At 72.9% G+C, this 18028-nt stretch carries 18 protein-coding genes; 14 read left to right on the forward strand and 4 right to left on the reverse strand.

Annotation, left to right across the window (positions count from 1 at the left end; translation table 11 throughout):
- Positions 1-8: 8 nt before the first annotated feature.
- Positions 9-1430, reverse strand: coding sequence for a DUF2079 domain-containing protein (locus Actkin_RS03390; RefSeq protein ID WP_258905866.1), 1422 nt, complete (start codon positions 1428-1430; stop codon positions 9-11).
- 136 nt (positions 1431-1566) lie between these two features.
- On the opposite strand from Actkin_RS03390, the gene Actkin_RS03395 reads away from it, so the two are divergent.
- The 6 genes from Actkin_RS03395 to Actkin_RS03420 all read left to right on the forward strand — a co-directional run bounded on the left by Actkin_RS03395 (position 1567) and on the right by Actkin_RS03420 (position 8752).
- Positions 1567-2559, forward strand: coding sequence for a SurA N-terminal domain-containing protein (locus Actkin_RS03395; protein WP_189208457.1), 993 nt, complete (start codon positions 1567-1569; stop codon positions 2557-2559).
- Positions 2556-3461, forward strand: a complete 906-nt coding sequence (locus tag Actkin_RS03400) for a nucleoside triphosphate pyrophosphohydrolase (RefSeq protein WP_189208456.1) — start codon at positions 2556-2558, stop codon at positions 3459-3461. The genes Actkin_RS03395 and Actkin_RS03400 overlap by 4 nt, the downstream gene beginning before the upstream one ends.
- A 169-nt stretch (positions 3462-3630) precedes the next feature.
- Positions 3631-3789, forward strand: a complete 159-nt coding sequence (locus tag Actkin_RS03405; protein ID WP_189208455.1) for a hypothetical protein — start codon at positions 3631-3633, stop codon at positions 3787-3789.
- A 56-nt stretch (positions 3790-3845) separates the two neighbouring features.
- Positions 3846-7052, forward strand: a complete 3207-nt coding sequence (locus Actkin_RS03410) for a S41 family peptidase (protein WP_258905868.1) — start codon at positions 3846-3848, stop codon at positions 7050-7052.
- An 18-nt stretch (positions 7053-7070) separates the two neighbouring features.
- Positions 7071-7901, forward strand: coding sequence for a class I SAM-dependent methyltransferase (locus Actkin_RS03415; protein ID WP_258905869.1), 831 nt, complete (start codon positions 7071-7073; stop codon positions 7899-7901).
- A gap of 59 nt (positions 7902-7960) precedes the next feature.
- Positions 7961-8752 carry a lytic transglycosylase domain-containing protein gene (locus Actkin_RS03420; protein ID WP_229786727.1) on the forward strand — a complete coding sequence of 264 codons (792 nt, stop codon included), beginning with the start codon at positions 7961-7963 and terminating at the stop codon, positions 8750-8752.
- Positions 8753-8772: 20 nt separating this feature from the next.
- Here the strand turns inward: Actkin_RS03420 and Actkin_RS03425 are convergent, their stop codons facing one another.
- A complete protein-coding gene (locus tag Actkin_RS03425; RefSeq protein ID WP_189208452.1) occupies positions 8773-9159 on the reverse strand; it encodes a tetratricopeptide repeat protein in 387 nt (128 codons plus the stop codon).
- A 127-nt stretch (positions 9160-9286) separates the two neighbouring features.
- Between Actkin_RS03425 and eno the strand changes: the two genes are divergently transcribed.
- The 5 genes from eno to Actkin_RS03450 all read left to right on the forward strand — a co-directional run bounded on the left by eno (position 9287) and on the right by Actkin_RS03450 (position 13994).
- Complete coding sequence (gene eno, locus Actkin_RS03430) at positions 9287-10573, forward strand: phosphopyruvate hydratase (protein ID WP_189208451.1); 1287 nt, start codon at positions 9287-9289, stop codon at positions 10571-10573.
- A complete protein-coding gene (locus Actkin_RS03435; protein WP_189208450.1) occupies positions 10573-11019 on the forward strand; it encodes an FtsB family cell division protein in 447 nt (148 codons plus the stop codon). Before eno ends, Actkin_RS03435 begins: the two co-directional genes overlap by 1 nt.
- A complete protein-coding gene (locus tag Actkin_RS03440; RefSeq protein ID WP_258905870.1) occupies positions 11016-11528 on the forward strand; it encodes a DUF501 domain-containing protein in 513 nt (170 codons plus the stop codon). Before Actkin_RS03435 ends, Actkin_RS03440 begins: the two co-directional genes overlap by 4 nt.
- A gap of 183 nt (positions 11529-11711) precedes the next feature.
- The gene (locus Actkin_RS03445) at positions 11712-12977 is read left to right on the forward strand and encodes a lytic transglycosylase domain-containing protein (protein ID WP_258905871.1); all 1266 of its coding nucleotides are present in this window, start codon (positions 11712-11714) and stop codon (positions 12975-12977) included.
- 63 nt (positions 12978-13040) lie between these two features.
- A complete protein-coding gene (locus Actkin_RS03450) occupies positions 13041-13994 on the forward strand; it encodes a Ppx/GppA phosphatase family protein (RefSeq protein ID WP_258905873.1) in 954 nt (317 codons plus the stop codon).
- Here the strand turns inward: Actkin_RS03450 and Actkin_RS03455 are convergent.
- Positions 13991-15475, reverse strand: coding sequence for a S10 family peptidase (locus Actkin_RS03455; protein WP_258905875.1), 1485 nt, complete (start codon positions 15473-15475; stop codon positions 13991-13993). The two genes, Actkin_RS03450 and Actkin_RS03455, sit on opposite strands and share 4 nt — an antisense overlap.
- Before the next feature lie 42 nt (positions 15476-15517).
- Here Actkin_RS03455 and Actkin_RS03460 point away from each other — a divergent pair, with 42 nt between their 5' ends.
- Entirely contained in the window at positions 15518-16213 is a 696-nt protein-coding gene (locus Actkin_RS03460; RefSeq protein WP_189208446.1) for a uracil-DNA glycosylase, read from the forward strand.
- A gap of 215 nt (positions 16214-16428) precedes the next feature.
- Complete coding sequence (locus Actkin_RS03465; protein ID WP_189208445.1) at positions 16429-16590, forward strand: hypothetical protein; 162 nt, start codon at positions 16429-16431, stop codon at positions 16588-16590.
- Here Actkin_RS03465 and Actkin_RS03470 read toward each other — a convergent pair whose 3' ends face one another.
- A complete protein-coding gene (locus Actkin_RS03470; RefSeq protein WP_258905876.1) occupies positions 16591-17478 on the reverse strand; it encodes a helix-turn-helix domain-containing protein in 888 nt (295 codons plus the stop codon). It abuts the gene before it with no gap.
- Between the two features lie 322 nt (positions 17479-17800).
- On the opposite strand from Actkin_RS03470, the gene Actkin_RS03475 reads away from it, so the two are divergent.
- The gene (locus tag Actkin_RS03475; RefSeq protein ID WP_258905877.1) at positions 17801-17986 is read left to right on the forward strand and encodes a DUF397 domain-containing protein; all 186 of its coding nucleotides are present in this window, start codon (positions 17801-17803) and stop codon (positions 17984-17986) included.
- The last annotated feature ends 42 nt before the right edge of the window (positions 17987-18028 follow it).

Below are 18028 nucleotides of genomic sequence, written 5' to 3' on the forward strand. Positions count from 1 at the left end.
TGCGTGAGTCAGCGGCGGTGGAGGAGGACGTAGCCGTCGGCTTCGCGGACCCGGGTGTACGCGGTCCATTCGAGGGTGGCCAGTTCGCGGGCCTGGTCGTCGGCGGGGGAGGGCCATTCGCCGAAGTCGGTGTCGACGAGGAGCCATTCGGCGTCCACCGGGTTGCCCTGGTAGGTGGGGAACAGCTGGACGGTGTGGGTGGCGGTCAGTTGGGGCGCGAGGTGGTTGGACGCGGCCACCGTCGTCCCCTCCGGGATCAGCGCGATCAGGGCGCGGGCGGTGTGGACGCGGTCGTCGGCGCGCCAGTGGCGGTCGTCGAGGATGGTGGTGACGCTGAAGGCGGCCATCACGACCGCCGCGGCCACGACAAGCCTGCGCAGGCCGGTGTGCCAGCAGACGCGGTCCCGGAGCGGTGGGCGGGGCGTGGTGGGCAGGTGGTCGGCGCGGGAATGCGCCTGGAGGGCGTGGATGAGCGCGGCGAACACGATCGGCATCAGGACCGCGTCGTAGTGGAAGCCGGTGGCGGCGTGGAACGGGTTGGCCGAGGTGAAGCGCCACAGCAGGGTGGGGGCGGCCAGCAGCGCGATGGGCGAGAACGCCGCCAGCAGCGCGGTCGGGGCCAGCAGCGCGAGCAGGGTCAGCAGGTTCACCGGGGACGCCAGCCGGTCCAGCACCAGCAGGCAGGCGTCGAGCGGGCCGACGCCGGACAGCCCCAGATTGTGCCCCTGGCCGTACGACCCGTCCGGCGCGAACGCCGGGATCACCACCCCCACGATCAGCGCGAACGCCCCCAGCCCCACCCCAACCACAGCCAGGCCCATCCGACGCTGACCCTGCAGGAACAGGTATCCGCCCACAGCCGCCACGGTGAGGCACAGGTCCTCCTTGACGAACACCAGCGGCAGCGCCCACGCCACCGCGTGCCCCCACCGCCGCTCGACCAGCGCCACCGCGGCGAACGCCAGCAGCGGCACGGCCAGGCTCACCTCGTGGAAGTCGAAGTCGACCGCCGACAGCAGCCCCCACGACAGCCCGTACCCGAACCCGACCACGTACCCGAACGGCGCGCCCAGCCTGCGCACCGCCAAGCGGGTCAGCGGGACGGCCGACACCGCCAGCAGCGCCGACTGCGCCACCAGCAGCGTGACCGCGTCGGGAAAGAGCCGGTAGACCGGCGCGAGCACGGCCAGCGCGGGATGGAAGTGGTCGCCGAGCAAGGAGAACCCGGGCCCGCGCAGCGGCGACACCGGCGCCCGCCCCTCGGCGTACGCGCGCACTGCCTGCTCGAAGATGCCCAGGTCGTACCCGGTCGTCTGCATCATCAGGTGCCGGTTGACCGACATGGCGCCGTAGAAGGCGAACAGCAGCACCGCCAGCCAGCGCTCGGGCCACCGGCTGACCCGCGCGCGCACTTGCAGGACCGTCGTCACGTGTGCGCCCCCTCGCGTCGTCCGGACGGACGGTAGCGAGCCGCGCCGTCCACCGGATCAGGACGCCCGCACCTGCGGAACTCGCCCGAACGGGTGCCCGTCGAGCTGAGGAACCCTTATGAGAGGCTTCAGCACTGTGACCACTGTCATTCGCCGCCGTCGCGGGCTTGCGTTGCTGTCGGTTGTGGTCGGGCTGGTGCTGAGCGCCTGCTCGTCAGGGCCGAGCCAGGTCAACGCCGCGGCCATCGTGGGTGGGAAGACCATCCCGGTGGACCGGGTGCAGGAACTGGTCGACCGGGCCGTCGAGATCGAGCCCGCCGCCCAGGTGCTGGCCGACCAGCGCAAGCTGGACCTGCTGTCCCGGGCGATCCTGCGCCAGCTCGTGCTCACCGAGCTGACCGACGCCTACGCGCGCAAGCACTCGGTCACCGTCGACCCCGGCCAGGTGAACCAGCTGGCTGCGCAGGTGACCCAGACGCTGAAGCCGCTGCCCACCGACGGCAGCGCGACCGCGGACGTCATCGTCGAGCAGGCCGTCAACCGGGTGTTCGACCCGGCGGAGCTGGCCCGCGGCTACCTGATCCGGCTCAAGCTCGGCCAGCAGGCCGCGCCGACGCTGGCGGTCACCTTCGACTACGTCCTGGTCAGCCCCGGCGGACCGGACGAGCCCGCCGGGTCGCTGCGCGGCAAGGCCGAGGACATGGCCCGCAGGCTCGCCGTGAGCCCCGAAGAGGCAGCACGGGTCGTCCGCGCCGAGATCGCCGCGGGCAGCCAGGCAGGCGAGGGCGAGGTCTTCACCGCGACCGGCGTCGGCGAGCTGGCGGGCACCGTGCTGTTCGGCACGCCGCCGGGCAACGTCGTGGGCTTCCAGCCCAGCCCGGAGAACCCCGCGTGGGTGGTCGCGGTGATCCGCGAGCGCAGCACCGACGCGCAGCCCGACCCGGCGGCCACCGACGACCCGCGCCTGGCCACCGCGCTCGGCCCGCGCATCCTGCAGCCGATGGTGGACGAGATCGGCGTCAAGATCAGCCCCCGCTACGGCGTGTGGGACACCGCGGCGATGGGCGTGGCCGCCAGCGAGCAGGAGACCACCGGGTTCGTGATGCCGATGGGGACCGCGAAGCCGTGACCGACTCCGCGGTCGTGCTCGTGCGCGGCCGGACCGTCCCGGACTCCGCGGTGCCGCTGCTGCGCACCGCGGCCCGGGTGGAGGTCGTGGGCGGCGTCGACCCCGCGCTGGCCGCGCCCGGCCCCGCCGACGGCTCGGTCGTGCTGCTCACCGACGACCTCACCCACCCGGCCGCCGCCGCGCTGCTGGCCGAGGGCGTCCCGCTGCACGCGGCCCCGGGCACCGGCCTGGTCGCCGCGGCCGAGGTCATGGACCGGCTGCGCTCCCCGGGCGGCTGCCCGTGGGACGCCGAGCAGAGCCACGAGTCCCTGCGCCAGTACCTGGTCGAGGAGTGCTACGAGCTGCTGGAGGCCATCGACGACGGCGACCGCGCCGCGCTGCGCGAGGAACTCGGCGACGTCCTGCTGCAGGTCCTCTTCCACGCCCGGGTCGCCGAGGAGCACCCGACCGACCCGTTCACCGTCGACGACGTCGCCGCCGACCTGGTCGCCAAGCTGGTCGGCAGGCACCCGCACGTCTTCGGCGACGGCGACCCCGCCGTGCGCGACGCCCGCACCCAGGAGCACCGCTGGGAGGAGCTCAAGCAGCGGGAGAAGCGCCGCGCATCCTGTGTGGACGGGGTCGCCCTCGGCCAGCCCGCGCTGGCGCTGGCCGCCAAGCTCGTCCAGCGCACGGCCCGCGCGGGCCTGCCCGCCGACCTGCTGCCCTCCGGCGGCACCCCCGGCGCCCGGCTGTTCGACACCGCCGCGCTGGCCAGGCTCGCTGGCCAGGACCCCGAGGGCGAGCTGCGGGCCGTCGCCCGCGCCTTCGCCGCCGACGTCCGCGCCGCCGAGACCGCCGCCCGCGCGGCGGGCGTCGACACCCTCACCGAGGATGACTGGCGCGCGTACTGGCCCCGATAACTGTGATGAACATCGCAGCTGTTTGATGTTTAAAATCGGGCGACGCTGGTACAGCGCGCATTGTTCGCTCAGCGGGACAACGCAGGGCCCTGAACTGGGCCGTTTGGCAGATTCTTTTCCGGAAACGCCAGCGCACCATGGACGTACCGCTCGTCCATAGGAGTTCCCCGTGCGTCGTTTGTTTGTCTTCGCCTGCTGTGCCGCACTCACCGTGATCAGCGGTGCGCACGCCTCCGCTCAGGTCCTGCCCCCGCCGTACGCCTCGAACACCGATTCCGCCGCGGTCGCCGTCGTGGACGTGTGGGCCGGGCTCAAGAGCGTCCTCTAGCCGCCTCCACCCGCAAATCGTCGTCGCGCTGTGCCGAGGGTGACTACGTTGGCAGGGTGACCGACGCCTACCTGAGATTCCCCCATGTGCGCCACGACCTGATCACGTTCGTCGCCGAGGACGACGTGTGGCTGGCGCCCGTCGCGGGCGGCCGTGCCTGGCGGGTGTCCGCCGACCAGGTCCCGGTGGCCAATCCGCGGTTGTCCCGCGACGGAACGGCCATCGCATGGCGCAGTGAGCGCGACGTCGAGCCCGAAGTGCACCTCGCCCCGGTCGACGGCGGTCCGAGCACCCGCCTGACCTACTGGGGCGACCTGCGCACGTCCGTGCGCGGCTGGACGCCGGACGGGCACGTGCTGGCCACCTCGTCGGTCGGCCAGGCGTCGCGGTCGCGGTCGTGGGCCTACGCCGTGCCGACCGACGGGTCCCCCGCGACCCGGCTGCCCTTCGGCCACGTCAGCGAGGTCGACATCGCCGACGACGGCGGCGTGGTGGTCGGCAGCGTCTACTTCCGCGAGCCCGCGCACTGGAAGCGCTATCGCGGCGGCACCGCGGGCAAGGTGTGGGTCGACGCCGACGGCAGCGGCGGGTTCACCCGCATCCTGTCCGAAGTGGACGGCAACATCCAGTCGCCGATGTGGGTCGGCGGCCGGGTGGCGTTCCTGTCCGACCACGAGGGCGTCGGCAACCTCTACTCGTGCCTGCCCGACGGCTCCGACCTGCGCAAACACTCCAGCCACGAGCAGTTCTACGCGCGCAACGCCAGCACCGACGGCGAGCGGGTCGTCTACCACCGCGCTGGCCGGATCTGGCTGCACGACAGCCTCGACGCCGAGCCGCGCCCGGTCGACATCCGCCTCGGCGGACCCCGGGTGTCGCGCCAGCCCCGGCAGATCTCGCCCGCGCCGCACCTGGGCGACGTCGGCCCGGACAAGACCGGCCGCGCCAGCGTGGTCGAGGTGCGCGGCACCATCCACTGGCTGACCCACCGCGACGGCCCGGTGCGCGCGCTCGGCGTCGCCGACGGCGTGCGGGGCAGGCTGCCCCGCGTGCTCGGCGACACCGGCCGCGTCGTCTGGGTCACCGACGTCGACGGCGAGGACGCCCTGGAGTTCGCCCCGGTCTCGGGCGTCGACCCGGGCGACACCCCGCGCCGGGTGGGCGGCGGGCAGCTGGGCCGGGTGCTGGAGCTGGCGACCTCCCCGGACGGCAAGCGCGTCGGCCTGGCCACCCACGACGGGCGGCTGCTGCTCGTCGACGCCGAGGACGGCGACATCCGCGAGGTCGTGCGGGCCACCGAGTCCGACCCGACCGGGCTGGTGTTCTCCCCGGACTCGGCCTGGCTGGCCTGGTCGCACCCGGGCCCCGACCCGCTGCGCCACATCCGCATGGTCAACACCGCCGACCTGTCCATCGTGGACGTGACGCCGCTGCGGTTCGTCGACTGGGAGCCCGCGTTCACCGCGGACGGCAAGCACATCGCGTTCCTGTCCGCGCGCAGCTTCGACCCGATCTACGACGTGCACGTGTTCGACCTGTCCTTCGCCAACGGGACCCGGCCCTACCTGGTGCCGCTGGCCGCCACCACGCCGTCGCCGTTCGCCCCGCTGCGCGACGGCAGGCCGTTCGGCGAGGACAAGGACGACAAGGGCAAGGACGACGACAAGGACGACGACGACAAGACGCCGCGCACCAGCGTCGACGTCGAGGGCATCGAGGACAGGGTGGTCGCCTTCCCGGTGCCCGCGGCCCGCTTCTCCGGGCTGTGGGCGGTCAAGGGCGGCGTGCTGTGGCGGCGCGACCCGCTCACCGGCTCCCTCGGCGACGACCTCGACGTGCTCGGCGAGGCCGAGCCGCGCTCGGTGCTCGAGCGCTTCGACCTGGCCAAGCTGAAGATCGACACCCTGGTCGACGGCTTCGACCGGGTCTGGCCGAGCGGCGACGGGCAGCGACTCGTCGTCAAGGACGGCAACTCCCTGCGCGTCGTCCCCGCCGACCGCAAGTCCGACTCCGACGACCGCTCCGAGGACAACATCGGCGTCGACCTCAGCCGCATCCGCGTGCGGGTGGACCCGGCGGCCGAGTGGCGGCAGATGTTCGACGAGAACGGCCGCCTCATGCGCGACCACTTCTGGCGCGCGGACCTCGGCGGCGTCGACTGGGCGGGCGTGCTCGACCGGTACCGCCCGCTGGTGGACACCGTCGGCTCGCACGACGACCTCGTCGACCTGCTGTGGGAGGTCCAGGGCGAGCTGGACACCTCGCACGCCTACGTCATGCCGCCGGGCACGGGCGCCGACGACAAGCGCAGGCTCGGCCTGCTCGGCGCCGACCTCGAACGTGACGCCGACGGCCGGTGGCGGATCACCCGCGTCGTGCCGGGGGAGAGCTCCGACCCGCGGGCCCGCTCGCCGCTGCGCGCGCCGGGCGTCGCGGTGCGCGCGGGCGACGCGATCACCGCCGTCGACGGCCGTCCCGTCGACCCGGACCGCGGGCCCGCCCCGCTGCTGGTGGGCACCGCGGGCAAGCCGGTCGAGCTGACGGTCCTGCCCAAGGACGGCGGGTCGGTGCGCCGCGTCGTCGTCGAGCCGCTGCTGGACGACGAGCCGCTGCGCTACCAGGCGTGGGTGGCCGACCGGCGCGCCCACGTGCACGCCGCGTCCGACGGGCGCGTCGGCTACCTGCACGTGCCGGACATGATCGCCAGCGGCTGGGCGCAGTTCCACCGCGACCTGCGGATGGAGATGCGCCGCGAGGGCATCGTGGTCGACCTGCGGGAGAACCGAGGCGGCCACCTCTCCCAGCTGATCATCGAGAAGCTGGCCCGGCGCATCGTCGGCTGGGGCCGCGCCCGCGACGGCTACTACCTGGAGACCTACCCGGCCGACGCGCCGCGCGGCCCGGTGGTGGCGGTCGCCGACGAGTTCTCCGGCTCCGACGGCGACATCGTCAACGCCGCGATCAAGGCGCTGGGCATCGGCCCGATCGTGGGCACCCGCACCTGGGGCGGCGTCGTCGGCATCGACATGCGGTACCGGCTGGTCGACGGGACCATGGTCACCCAGCCGCGCTACGCCACGTGGATGCAGGGCTACGAGTGGGGCGTGGAGAACCACGGCGTCGACCCCGACGTCGAGGTGCCGATCACGCCGCAGGACCACGCCGCCGGCCGCGACCCGCAGCTGGACACCGCGGTGCGCATCGCGCTGGAGACCCTGGCCGAGCGCCCGGCGCTGACCCCGCCGGACATCCCGCCGCTGTAGCCGATCACCGTGCCGGGGGTGGCTTTCCCCGCCGCCCCCGGCAAGATCGGCGGCATGGACTTCTCCGCGATGATCCGCGCCAACGAGGCCAACTGGGACGCGCGCGTCCCCATCCACGTGGCGAGCCGGTTCTACGCCGAGGAACCGTCGGCGTGGTTCGCCCCGCACGAGTGGGACGACCTCGGCGATCTCGCGGGCCGCGACGTCGTGCACCTGCAGTGCCACATCGGCAGCGAGACCCGCGCCCTGGCCGAGCGCGGCGCCCGCGTCACCGGGCTGGACCTGTCGGCCGCGTCGCTGGAGGCCGCGCGGGCGGTCCCCGGGATCACCTACGTGCACGGCGACGTGCTGGCCGCCGTCGACGCCCTGGGCCCTGAGCGCTTCGACGTCGTCTACACCGGCAAGGGCTCGCTCGTCTTCGTCCCCGACCTGCCGCTGTGGGCCGAGCAGGTGGCCGGGCTGCTGCGCCCGGGCGGGTTCCTCTACCTCGTGGAGTTCCACCCGGTGCTCTACACCCTCGGCCTGATCCCGACCGAGGACGAGTCCCTGACCCTGCGCGACGACTACCTCGGCGACCGCGGCCCGATCCGGGTCGACGGCACCTATACCTACACCGACGGCCCGCCGCTGTCGGAGGCCACGGAGTACTACGAGTGGCGGCACGGCCTGGGCGAGGTGATCACCGCCCTGCTCGGCGCGGGCCTGCGCCTCGACCTGCTGCGCGAGACGCCGGAGATCCCGTGGAAGCGCTGGGACGGCATGGTCAACACCGTCGGACCATGGCACCGCCTGCCCGACGACGCGCCCCGCATCCCGCTGATGTACGCCCTGCGGGCAGTTAAGCCCTGATCAGCCCGGGGGCGGACGGTCCGGGGGCGCGGGCACGTAGCCTGGGTGGCGTGGCCGACATGCTGACCGCGGATCCGCCCCGCCCGCCCGGGGCCCGCCGACCGCTGCGCAGACTGGCCTTGGCGGCCGTGCTGGTGTTGCTCGCGGGCACCGGGATCTTCGTGCTTGAGGTGATCGACCGCCCGGCGGCCGCGCCCCGGCAGCCCGCGTTCGTGGTGCCGCAGCTGGACGTCGACCCCGGCGCCGCCGCGCCGCAGGGCCGTCCCGCCCCGGTCCAGCCGGACCTGGCCGGGTGGGCCGAGCGGTTCGCCGCGGCCACCGACATCCCCGCGCGGACGCTGGTGGCCTACGTCAACGCCGAGTCGCGCATCCGGGGCACGGCCCCCGGCTGCAACCTGACCTGGACCACCCTGGCGGGCATCGGCCGCGTGGAGTCCCACCACGGCCGCTACAACGGCACCCGGATCAACCCCGACGGCAGCCTGTCCAAGCCGATCATCGGCATCCCGCTCGACGGTTCCCCCGGCGTGAAGGCCATCCCGGACACCGACGGCGGCCGCCTCGACGGCGACACCCGCTGGGACCGCGCCGTCGGGCCGATGCAGTTCCTGCCCTCGACCTGGGCCCGCTGGTCGCTGCGCGCGAACGCCGACGGCGCACCGGCCGACCCGCAGAACGTCGACGACGCCACCCTCACCGCCGCGCACTACCTCTGCGCCAGCGGCGGCGATCTCGCCACCGGCGAGGGCTGGTGGAAGGCCGTGCTGACCTACAACCGCTCCGAGCGCTACGGCCGCGACGTGTTCAGCGGCGCCGACGCCTACGCCCGCAAGGCCGCCGAGATCAAGTAGGCGAAGCGGGGAGACCCGGCCTACCGGTCGCGCTCCACCGCCAGCCGGGCCGAGATCTCGCCGAAGGCCTCCTGGTACTCCGGGGCCGGGTTCATGGCGACCGCGATGCGCAGCTGGGTCTGCGCCTCCTCCAACCGGCTCTGCCGCTGCAGGGTCCGCCCCAGGGCGAAGCGGGCGTAGTGGTCGGTCGGGTCCAGCTCCAGCACCCGCAGGAACGCCGCCTCGGCCCGGCGCAGCTGGGCCGAGCCCAGGTAGGCCCGGCCCGCCAGCAGGTGCACCGACGGGGCGTTCGGCTCGGCCTCCAGGACAGGGGCCAGCGCCGCGAGGGCGTCCAGCGGGCGGCGCTGGGCCACCAGCCGTTCCGCCTGGCGGAAAGCCGCGAAGGTGCGGTCGGCGTCCTGGGTCATGGTCCACTCACAGTACGCGCACGCAGCGCTTTTTCGATAGGCGCGACAGGCGTGCCACGGAACTGACCGGACAGCCGTCCCGCTAGGCTCGGAACCGACACGAAGGACGCTTTGTGAGGAGCTGGACGTGGCTGTCATCGAGCAGGTCGGCGCGCGCGAGATCCTGGATTCCCGCGGCAACCCCACCGTCGAGGTGGAGGTGGCGCTCGACGACGGAACGCTGGCCCGCGCCGCCGTCCCCTCCGGCGCGTCGACCGGTGAGCACGAGGCGGTCGAGCTGCGCGACGGCGACCCCAAGCGGTACCTGGGCAAGGGCGTGGAGAAGGCCGTCACGGCCGTGCTCGACGAGATCGGCCCCGAGCTGAGCGGGATCGACGCCGTCGACCAGCGCATCGTCGACCAGAAGCTGGTCGACCTCGACGGCACGCCGGACAAGTCGCGCCTGGGCGCCAACGCCATCCTCGGCGTCTCGCTGGCCGTGGCCAAGGCGGCGGCGGAGTCCAGCGGCCTCGAGCTGTTCCGCTACCTCGGCGGCCCCAACGCCCACGTGCTGCCGGTGCCGATGCTGAACATCCTCAACGGCGGCTCGCACGCCGACACCAACGTCGACATCCAGGAGTTCATGATCGCGCCGATCGGCGCCGACTCCTTCCGCGAGGCGCTGCGCTGGGGCGCGGAGGTCTACCACTCGCTCAAGTCCGTCCTCAAGAGCAAGGGCCTGGCCACCGGCCTCGGCGACGAGGGCGGCTTCGCGCCGAACCTGGGCACCAACCGCGAGGCGCTCGACCTGATCATCACCGCGATCGAGAAGGCGGGCTACGCCGTCGGCCGCGACATCGCGCTCGCGCTGGACGTGGCCGCCACCGAGTTCTTCTCCGACGGCGCCTACACCTTCGAGGGCGCCCGCAAGTCCGCCGAGGAGATGTCGGCCTACTACGCCGGGCTGGTCGACGCCTACCCGCTGGTCTCGATCGAGGACCCGCTGTCGGAGGACGACTGGGACGGCTGGGTGCGCCTGACCGCCGACCTCGGCGAGCGCGTCCAGCTCGTCGGCGACGACCTGTTCGTCACCAACCCCGACCGGCTGGAGGAGGGCATCGCCCGCCGCGCCGCCAACGCGCTGCTGGTCAAGGTCAACCAGATCGGCACGCTGTCGGAGACGCTGGACGCGGTCACCCTGGCCACCTCCTACGGCTACCGCAGCATGATGAGCCACCGCTCCGGCGAGACCGAGGACACCACCATCGCCGACCTGGCCGTGGCCACCGGCGTCGGCCAGATCAAGACCGGCGCCCCGGCCCGCAGTGAGCGGGTGGCGAAGTACAACCAGCTGCTGCGCATCGAGGAGACCCTCGGCGACGCCGCCCGGTACGCGGGCGACCTCGCCTTCCCCCGGTTCTCCGCGGAGGCGTGATGGCGGGCCCGGACCGGACCCGCGGGCGGCGGACGGCCGCGCGCGGGCCGGTCCGCGGCCTGTCCCGGCGCATCGCCGCGCTGAGCCTGCCCTTCGGGGTCACCACCACCCGGCGGGCGGCCATCCTGGCGACCGTGGTCTGCGCGCTCGCGCTGAGCGTCGCCGTGCCGCTGCGCACCTACCTGTCGCAGCGTTCCGAGGTGGAGATCCAGGAGCAGCGCCAGGCCGAGCTGCGCGCGCAGGTCGACCAGCTGGAGCGCAGGCGCGCGGAGCTGGCCGACCCGGAGCAGATCAAGGCCGAGGCCCGCGCCCGGCTGCGGTTCGTGATGCCGGGGGAGACCCCGTACATGGTGGAACTGCCCAGCGAGGGGCAGCCGGACCAGGAGCGCACGCCGCTCCCCGACCAGGCGTGGTACCAGGAGCTGTGGGAGTCGATGGCGGGATGATCGCCGAAGCCGATATCGCCGTCGTCGCCGAGCAGCTGGGCCGGACTCCGCGCGGGGTGCGGGCCGTCGCCGCCCGCTGCCCGAGCGGGCACCCCAACGTCATCCAGACCAGCCCGCGGCTGCCCGACGGCACCCCGTTCCCCACGCTGTACTACCTCACGTGCCCCCGGCTGAACTCCCTGGTCAGCACGCTGGAGACGACCGGGCTCATGCGGGAGATGACCGAGCGGCTGGCCGCCGACGCCGCGCTGGCCGCCGCCTACCGGGCCGCCCACGAGTCCTACCTGGCCGAACGCGACGCGATCGAGCCGCTGGGCACCGACGTGACGGCGGGCGGCATGCCCACCCGGGTCAAGTGCCTGCACGTGCACGTCGCCCACGCCCTGGCCAAGGGGCCGGGGGTCAACCCGTTCGGCGACGAGGCCATCGCCTGGCTCGCGGGCGAGTGGCCCGCCGGTGACTGCGTGGCTACCGCCGGTTCCGACGAATCGGCGACAACTGCGCATTAGGTGACAAGGAACCGTCCAGAAGGGCAACTGGGAACAGACCTTTGGGCGTGCTCCCTGAGATTTTCCCCAGATTCGGTGACTCTCGGCCACGGATGAGGCATGGTAGGTGGCCGGACACGTTGGGTCACCCGAGGGCGATCGGCCTCACGGGTGGCGTTCGACACGAGGGGCGGGTCAACCATCGTGAGTGGGAAGCAGGGCGGACGGCACCGCAGGGGTCGCGAGCGGGGCAGGCGCCGCAGCGCCGTCGCCGCCGCGGGCGCGATGCTGCTGGTCCCCGTCGCGGTGGCGGGTGAGCCCGCCCCGTGGCTGGAGCCCGGCGACGACGTCGCGCTCGCGGGTAACCCGGGCGGAGCGCTCGGCGGCGGCCTCGACGACCCCGGCACCCTCGGCGCCGACGGCTCCAAGCCGGAGAACGACCGGATCGGCCCGAAGATCCTGGAGCTGGCCGACAAGCCGGACCTGCTGGCGCTGACCGGCGGCCCGACGGCGGGCTACCCGAGCGGCCCGCTGGGCATCCCCGGCAACATGCTCAGCGCGTACATGCGCGCCGCGCAGACCCTCGCCGCGACCACGCCGAACTGCAACCTCAAGTGGCCGCTGCTGGCCAGCATCGGCCGCATCGAGTCCGGCCACGCCCGCGGCGGGCGCGCCGACGCCAAGGGCGACACCATCGGCCGCATCCTCGGCCCCGAGCTCAACGGCGCGGGCCCGGTCGCGGCCATCGCCGACACCGACGGCGGCCGCTACGACGGCAACACCGTCTGGGACCACGCGGTCGGCCCGATGCAGTTCATCCCGTCGACCTGGGCGGGCTACGCCTCCGACGGCAACGGCGACGGCGTGTCCGACCCGAACAACATCTACGACGCCACCCTCGGCGCGGGCAAGTACCTGTGCTCGGGCGGGATGGACCTGTCGGACCCGAAGCAGCTGGCCACGGCCATCTTCCGCTACAACCACTCCGACAGCTACGTCCGCACGGTGATCCTCTGGTCGAACGCGTACGGCAAGGGCGTCACGCCGCTGGCCCCGGTCCCCGTGCGGGACATCCCGCAGCCGACGAACCCGCCGTCGAACTCCGACTCCGGCCAGGTCCCGCCGCCCACGACGGGCAGCCCGACGACCAGGCCCACCACGACGCCGCCCACGACGACGACCGTGCCGCCCAGCCGGGAGACCCGCCCGCCCGTCAACCCCAGCCGCCCGACCAGGACCACGTCGCCGACCACCACCACGACGACCACCACGTCGCCGACGACGACCACGACGACGACCACGAGCCCCTCGTGCGAGACGCCGACCCCGACGACCACCGCCCCGACGACGCCGACCACGACCACGACGCCCGTCGAGGACCCGTGCGCGCCGGAGGGGACGGACGAGGCCCAGAGCACCACCACGACGTCCCCGACGCCGACCTCGGCCACCTCGTCCACGCCGCTGTAAGCGCGGAAGCCACGCCCCGGACGCCGACCACGCGTCCGGGGCGTTTTCTTCTAAGCTGCCGCCATGACCCGTGTGGCGGCGATCGACTGCGGAACGAACTCCATCAGGCTGCTGGTGGCCGACGCCACCGACCGCGGCGACGGCACGCACTGGCTGCGCGACGTGCACCGGGAGATGCGGATCGTGCGGCTCGGCCAGGGCGTGGACGCCACCGGCGTGCTGGCCCCGGAGGCCCTGGCCCGCACCCGCGCCGCCCTCGCCGACTACGCCGCCATCCTGCGCCGCAAGGGCGCCGAGAAGGTCCGCATGGTCGCCACCTCGGCCACCCGCGACGCCGCCAACCGCGACGAGTTCTTCGGCATGACCGCCGAGCTGCTGGGCGCGCCCGCCGAGGTCATCAGCGGCGACGAGGAGGCAGCGCTCTCGTTCACCGGCGCGGTGGCGGGCCTGGAGCCCGATGACGGCCCGTTCCTGGTCGTCGACATCGGCGGCGGCTCTACCGAACTGGTCCTGGGCGGCTGGGACGGCGTGCGCGCCGAGGTCGAGGCCGCCCGCTCGGTCGACATCGGCTGCGTGCGCATCACCGAGCGCGCCCTGCGCTCGGACCCGCCGACCGCCGCCGAGGTCGCCGCCGCCGACGCGCTGGCCGAGGAGATCCTGGCCCCCGCCTTCGCCGCCGTGCCCGTCGGCCGCGCGCGCACGTGGGTCGGTGTCGCGGGCACGGTGACCACGCTCGGCGCCATCGCGCTCAAACTGGACGAGTACGACTCCGACGCCGTCCACCTGTCGCGGCTGTCCGCCGCCCAGATCGCCGAGCTCACCGAGTCGCTGCTGACCGCGACGCACGACGAACGCGCCGCCGACCCGGTCATCCACCCCGGCCGGGTGGACGTGATCGGCGGCGGCGCGGTCGTCCTGCGTGCGCTGGCGCGGCGGCTGTTCGCCGAGACCCCGGTCGCGGACCTGGTGGTGTCCGAACACGACATCCTCGACGGGATCGCGCTGTCCCTGCTCTAGGAGGCGGACTTCACGAACGCGGCGAGGTCCTTGGACTGCTGCACCCGCGACGGCTCGTGGACGTACATCATGTGGCCTGCCGGGTAGTACTTCACCTCGATGTTGCCGCGCAGTTCGTCCGGAATGGACAGATGCGCGATGGTGTGCTCGGTGGCGAAGTACGGGGTGGCGCCATCGGTGTAGCCCGACGCGACGTGCACCTTCAGGTGCGGGTTGCCGCGCATCGCCTTCGACAGGCGGTCGGTGACGGTCACGTGCGAGTTCTCGAAGTCCTTGTAGGACCACGCCTTGTGCGCGTCGACGCTGAGCACCTCGTACGCGAGATCGTTGGTGTAGCCCAGTTCCGCGCGCAGGTAGTGGTTGATCGCCGCGGTGTACGCGCCGGTGATCGCGGTCGCGGACGGGTCGTCGACGCTCAGCTCGCGGCCGTAGTCGGACTCCCAGCCGGTGAAGCGGCCGTCGAGCCGCCCGACCGTGCGCCGCGACGGGCGCAGCAGCTCCGCGAAGAACCGCATGTGCTCGATCCGCAGGTCCACGCGGTCGATGTAGTCGGCGGACAGGCCCGTCAGCCTCGCCACCCGCTCGACGGCGGACGCGCGCTCGGCCGAGGAGAGCCTGCTGCCCTGGGCCAGCGCCCACGGGTAGTCCTTGGCCGCGAACTCCTCCGCCTCGGCGAGGACGTCCTTGAGCGGGCGCTTGCCGTGCAGGCCGTGGTAGTGCGCGATCGCCGCGTATGTCGGCAGGAACAGCGCGTAGGGCAGGTCGTTGCCCTCCTTGAAGTTCAGCGTGCCGAAGTCCAGCACCGACGAGATCAGCATCAGCCCGTTTAGGTACATCCCGTGGCGCTGCTGCAGGTGCAGCGCCAGGCCGCCCGCGCGGGTCGTGCCGTAGGACTCGCCTGCGAGGAACTTGGGCGAGAGCCAGCGCCCGTTGCGGGTCGTCCAGAGCCGGATGACCTCGCCGACGCACTCCAGGTCCCCGGTGAAGCCCAGGTGGTCCTGCGCGCCCTCGCCGTCGACCGGGCGGGTGTAGCCGGTCGACATCGGGTCGATGAACACCAGGTCGCTGTGCGCCAGCAGGGACTCGGGGTTGTCGGCCAGCGCGTACGGCGGGGCGGCCAGCGCGCCCGCGTCGCCGGAGACCACCCGGCGGGGGCCGAGCACGCCCAGGTGCAGCCAGGTGCTGGACGAGCCGGGGCCGCCGTTGAACGCGAAGGTCACCGGGCGGGTCGCGGGCTCGGCGTCGTCGAGGGTGTAGGCGGTCAGGAACACCGACGCCTTCGGGACGTGGCCGGTGAACTTGCCGTCGGTCGTCACCTCCTGCCGGAGCACGATCCGCCCGGTGGTGGCGGTGTACTTCAGCTTCCGGCGCCCGGCGGCCAGCACGTGCTGGGTGGTCACCAGGTCGTCGGCGGGCTCCGGCGCGGTGGCGTCGGGCTTGGTCGGCGTGACGGTTTCGTCGTGGGTGTCACTGGATGGCATGCCGCCGACATTACGTGCTCTTCCGGGAGGTAGCGTCGAAACATGTCCATGGCGGATCTCGACCGGCAGGTCGTCGACTGCCGGGCCTGCCCCCGGCTGGTCGCCTGGCGCGAGGAGGTAGCGCGGGTCAAGCGCGCGGCGTTCCGGGACGAGACCTACTGGGGCCGCCCGGTTCCCGGGTTCGGGCCTGCGGACGCCAAGCTGGCCGTCGTCGGCCTGGCGCCCGCCGCGCACGGCGCGAACCGCACCGGTCGCATGTTCACCGGCGACCGCTCCGGTGACGTGCTGTACGCCGCGATGCACGCCGTCGGCCTGGCGTCGCAGCCGACGGCCACGCACATCGACGACGGCCTGACCCTGATCGGCACCCGCATCACCGCGCCGGTCAAGTGCGCGCCGCCCGCCAACAAGCCGACGCCGGAGGAGCGCGACACCTGCGGCGCGTGGCTGAAGCAGGAGCTGGCCCTGCTGCGGCCGACCCTGCGCGCGGTCGTGGTCCTCGGAGCGTTCGGCTGGCAGGCGCTGCTGCCGCTGCTCACGGTGGCCTGGCACGTCCCGGTGCCGCGCCCGAGGTTCGGCCACGGCGTCCAGTACACCCTCGACGCCCGCGACGGCGGGCCGCCGCTGAAGGTGTTCGGCTGCTTCCACGTCAGCCAGCAGAACACCTTCACCGGCAAACTGACTCCCGCGATGGTCGAGGCGGTGCTGGCCGGCGCGCGGGACGCCGCCGGTATCTGAGATTTAGTCAAATAATTGCCGAAACCAACCGCCCGGTTGTGGGAATGGTGCGCACTGGACCTGTCCGTCGAACTTGTGGGACGATCGGCAATGTGACGCGTGCGCGAGCCGGAATGGCATTGGGGCTCGCCGTGGTCGGCGTCTGGAGCGCAATTGCCGCCGTTCTGTCGGCATTGGCGGTGCACCGGCTTGGCGGTTTCGGATGGTTGCCGTCCATGCTGGTGGGCCTCGGCGCCGCGATGGGCGTCGGCGCCGCCGCCGAACCCCTGCTCGGCGCCCGCGCCCCCCGTGCTGCCTGCGTGCGCAGGCGGGCGGCCCCCCGGCGGACCAGGCCCGCGGCGCGCGCGCCGCGGGCCATGCCGCGTTCCCGGCCCTGATCAGCGCGCGCGGGTCCAGCGGGGGCCGATGGGCTTGGCCACCAGGTGCGCGATGCGGTCCTCAAGGAAGTCCTTGGTCTGGCTCGCGCTGAGCGCGACCTCCGCGGTGGCCGACAGCCGCTCCGCGAACTCATCGATGCGCGGCGAGCCGTCCCGGACGATGTAGTCCGCGCCCGCGTTCTCCACGTAGACGATCACCGAGCCGCCGTCCAGCAGCATGGTCACGAACGGGCCCCATAGCCCCCGGTGGACGCCGGCGTCATAGGGGATCACGCGGATGTCGATGTTGCGCTTGTCCGACAGGTGCCGCAGGTGGCGCAGCTGCTCGCGCATGACCTGCGGCCCGCCGACCATCCGGTGCAGCGCGCCCTCGTCGATCAGGAAGGACAGCTCCGGGCCGGGGTCCTCGTGCAGGATGGCCTGCCGGTCGACCCGGGCGGCGATCAGCGCGTCGAGCTTCTCGCCCTCATGCGCCGCGCCGAGCAGGGCGCGGGCGTAGCCGGGGGTCTGCAGCAGGCCGGGGACCAGGTACGGGTGCACGTGCCGGATGGCGATCGCGGAATCCTCGTAGGACAGCAGCGTCTGGTATTCCGGACTGAGCACCTTGCGGTATTTGGCGTACCAGGACGGCCTGCGGGACTCCCTGGCCATGACGAGCAGCTGTTCGGCCACGTCGTCGGCGGTGCCGTAGACGGCGAGCAATGCCTTGGTGTCCGAGGTGGAGATGCCGACGGACGCGTTTTCGATGCGCAGCAGCTTGGAGAGCGACCAGTCGACCGCGCGCGCGGCCTCCGCCTGGGTGAGGCCGACGCGCTCGCGTTCGACACGGAGCGTGTCGCCGAGGCGTCGGCGCTGGACCTTGGGATCGGGCTGCCTTCCACGGGCCATAGTGACCTCCGCTGAGTGGGGAGCGGATCTCAGCCTAACTGGTGATCATCCGTGCGGCTGAATGATTGACGGCGAGTAGCCATGTGGCGGTTCGCAACACGGCAGGTGGGAACCTAGCACGTGCGCCGCCGGGGTTTCACCTGGTTGGCTCGGTGTCGGGTCCGGATCGGTGCTCGTCGTGGCCGAAGCTGACGCAGAGTGACCACTGCTCGCATCCGACATACGGCCGATCATCCGCACCCGGGCAGCGGATTCTGCCTTTCCTGCGCACCCGGAATAATCGGCGCGGTTATGGCTAGATCTCACCTCGATAGGGGGAGCGGTGTCCGCTGTCAGAAGCGAATGGCGTCGGAGCAGGCGGAGTGTGAATAACGACTGCGTCGAACTGCGCGCCGCCGCGGGCCGGGTCCGCATACGCGACTCGAAGAATCCCGGCCAAATTCTGGACATTTCCCCAGCCGTCGGCGCGTGCTTCGTCGCCTACGTGAAGGCAGCCGCCGTGTCCTGAGCACCACCCGCGCACCACCCCGCGCGTGGCATGCTGCGTGCC

It is taken from the genome of Actinokineospora sp. UTMC 2448, assembly GCF_024760565.1.
GTDB lineage: Bacteria > Actinomycetota > Actinomycetes > Mycobacteriales > Pseudonocardiaceae > Actinokineospora > Actinokineospora fastidiosa.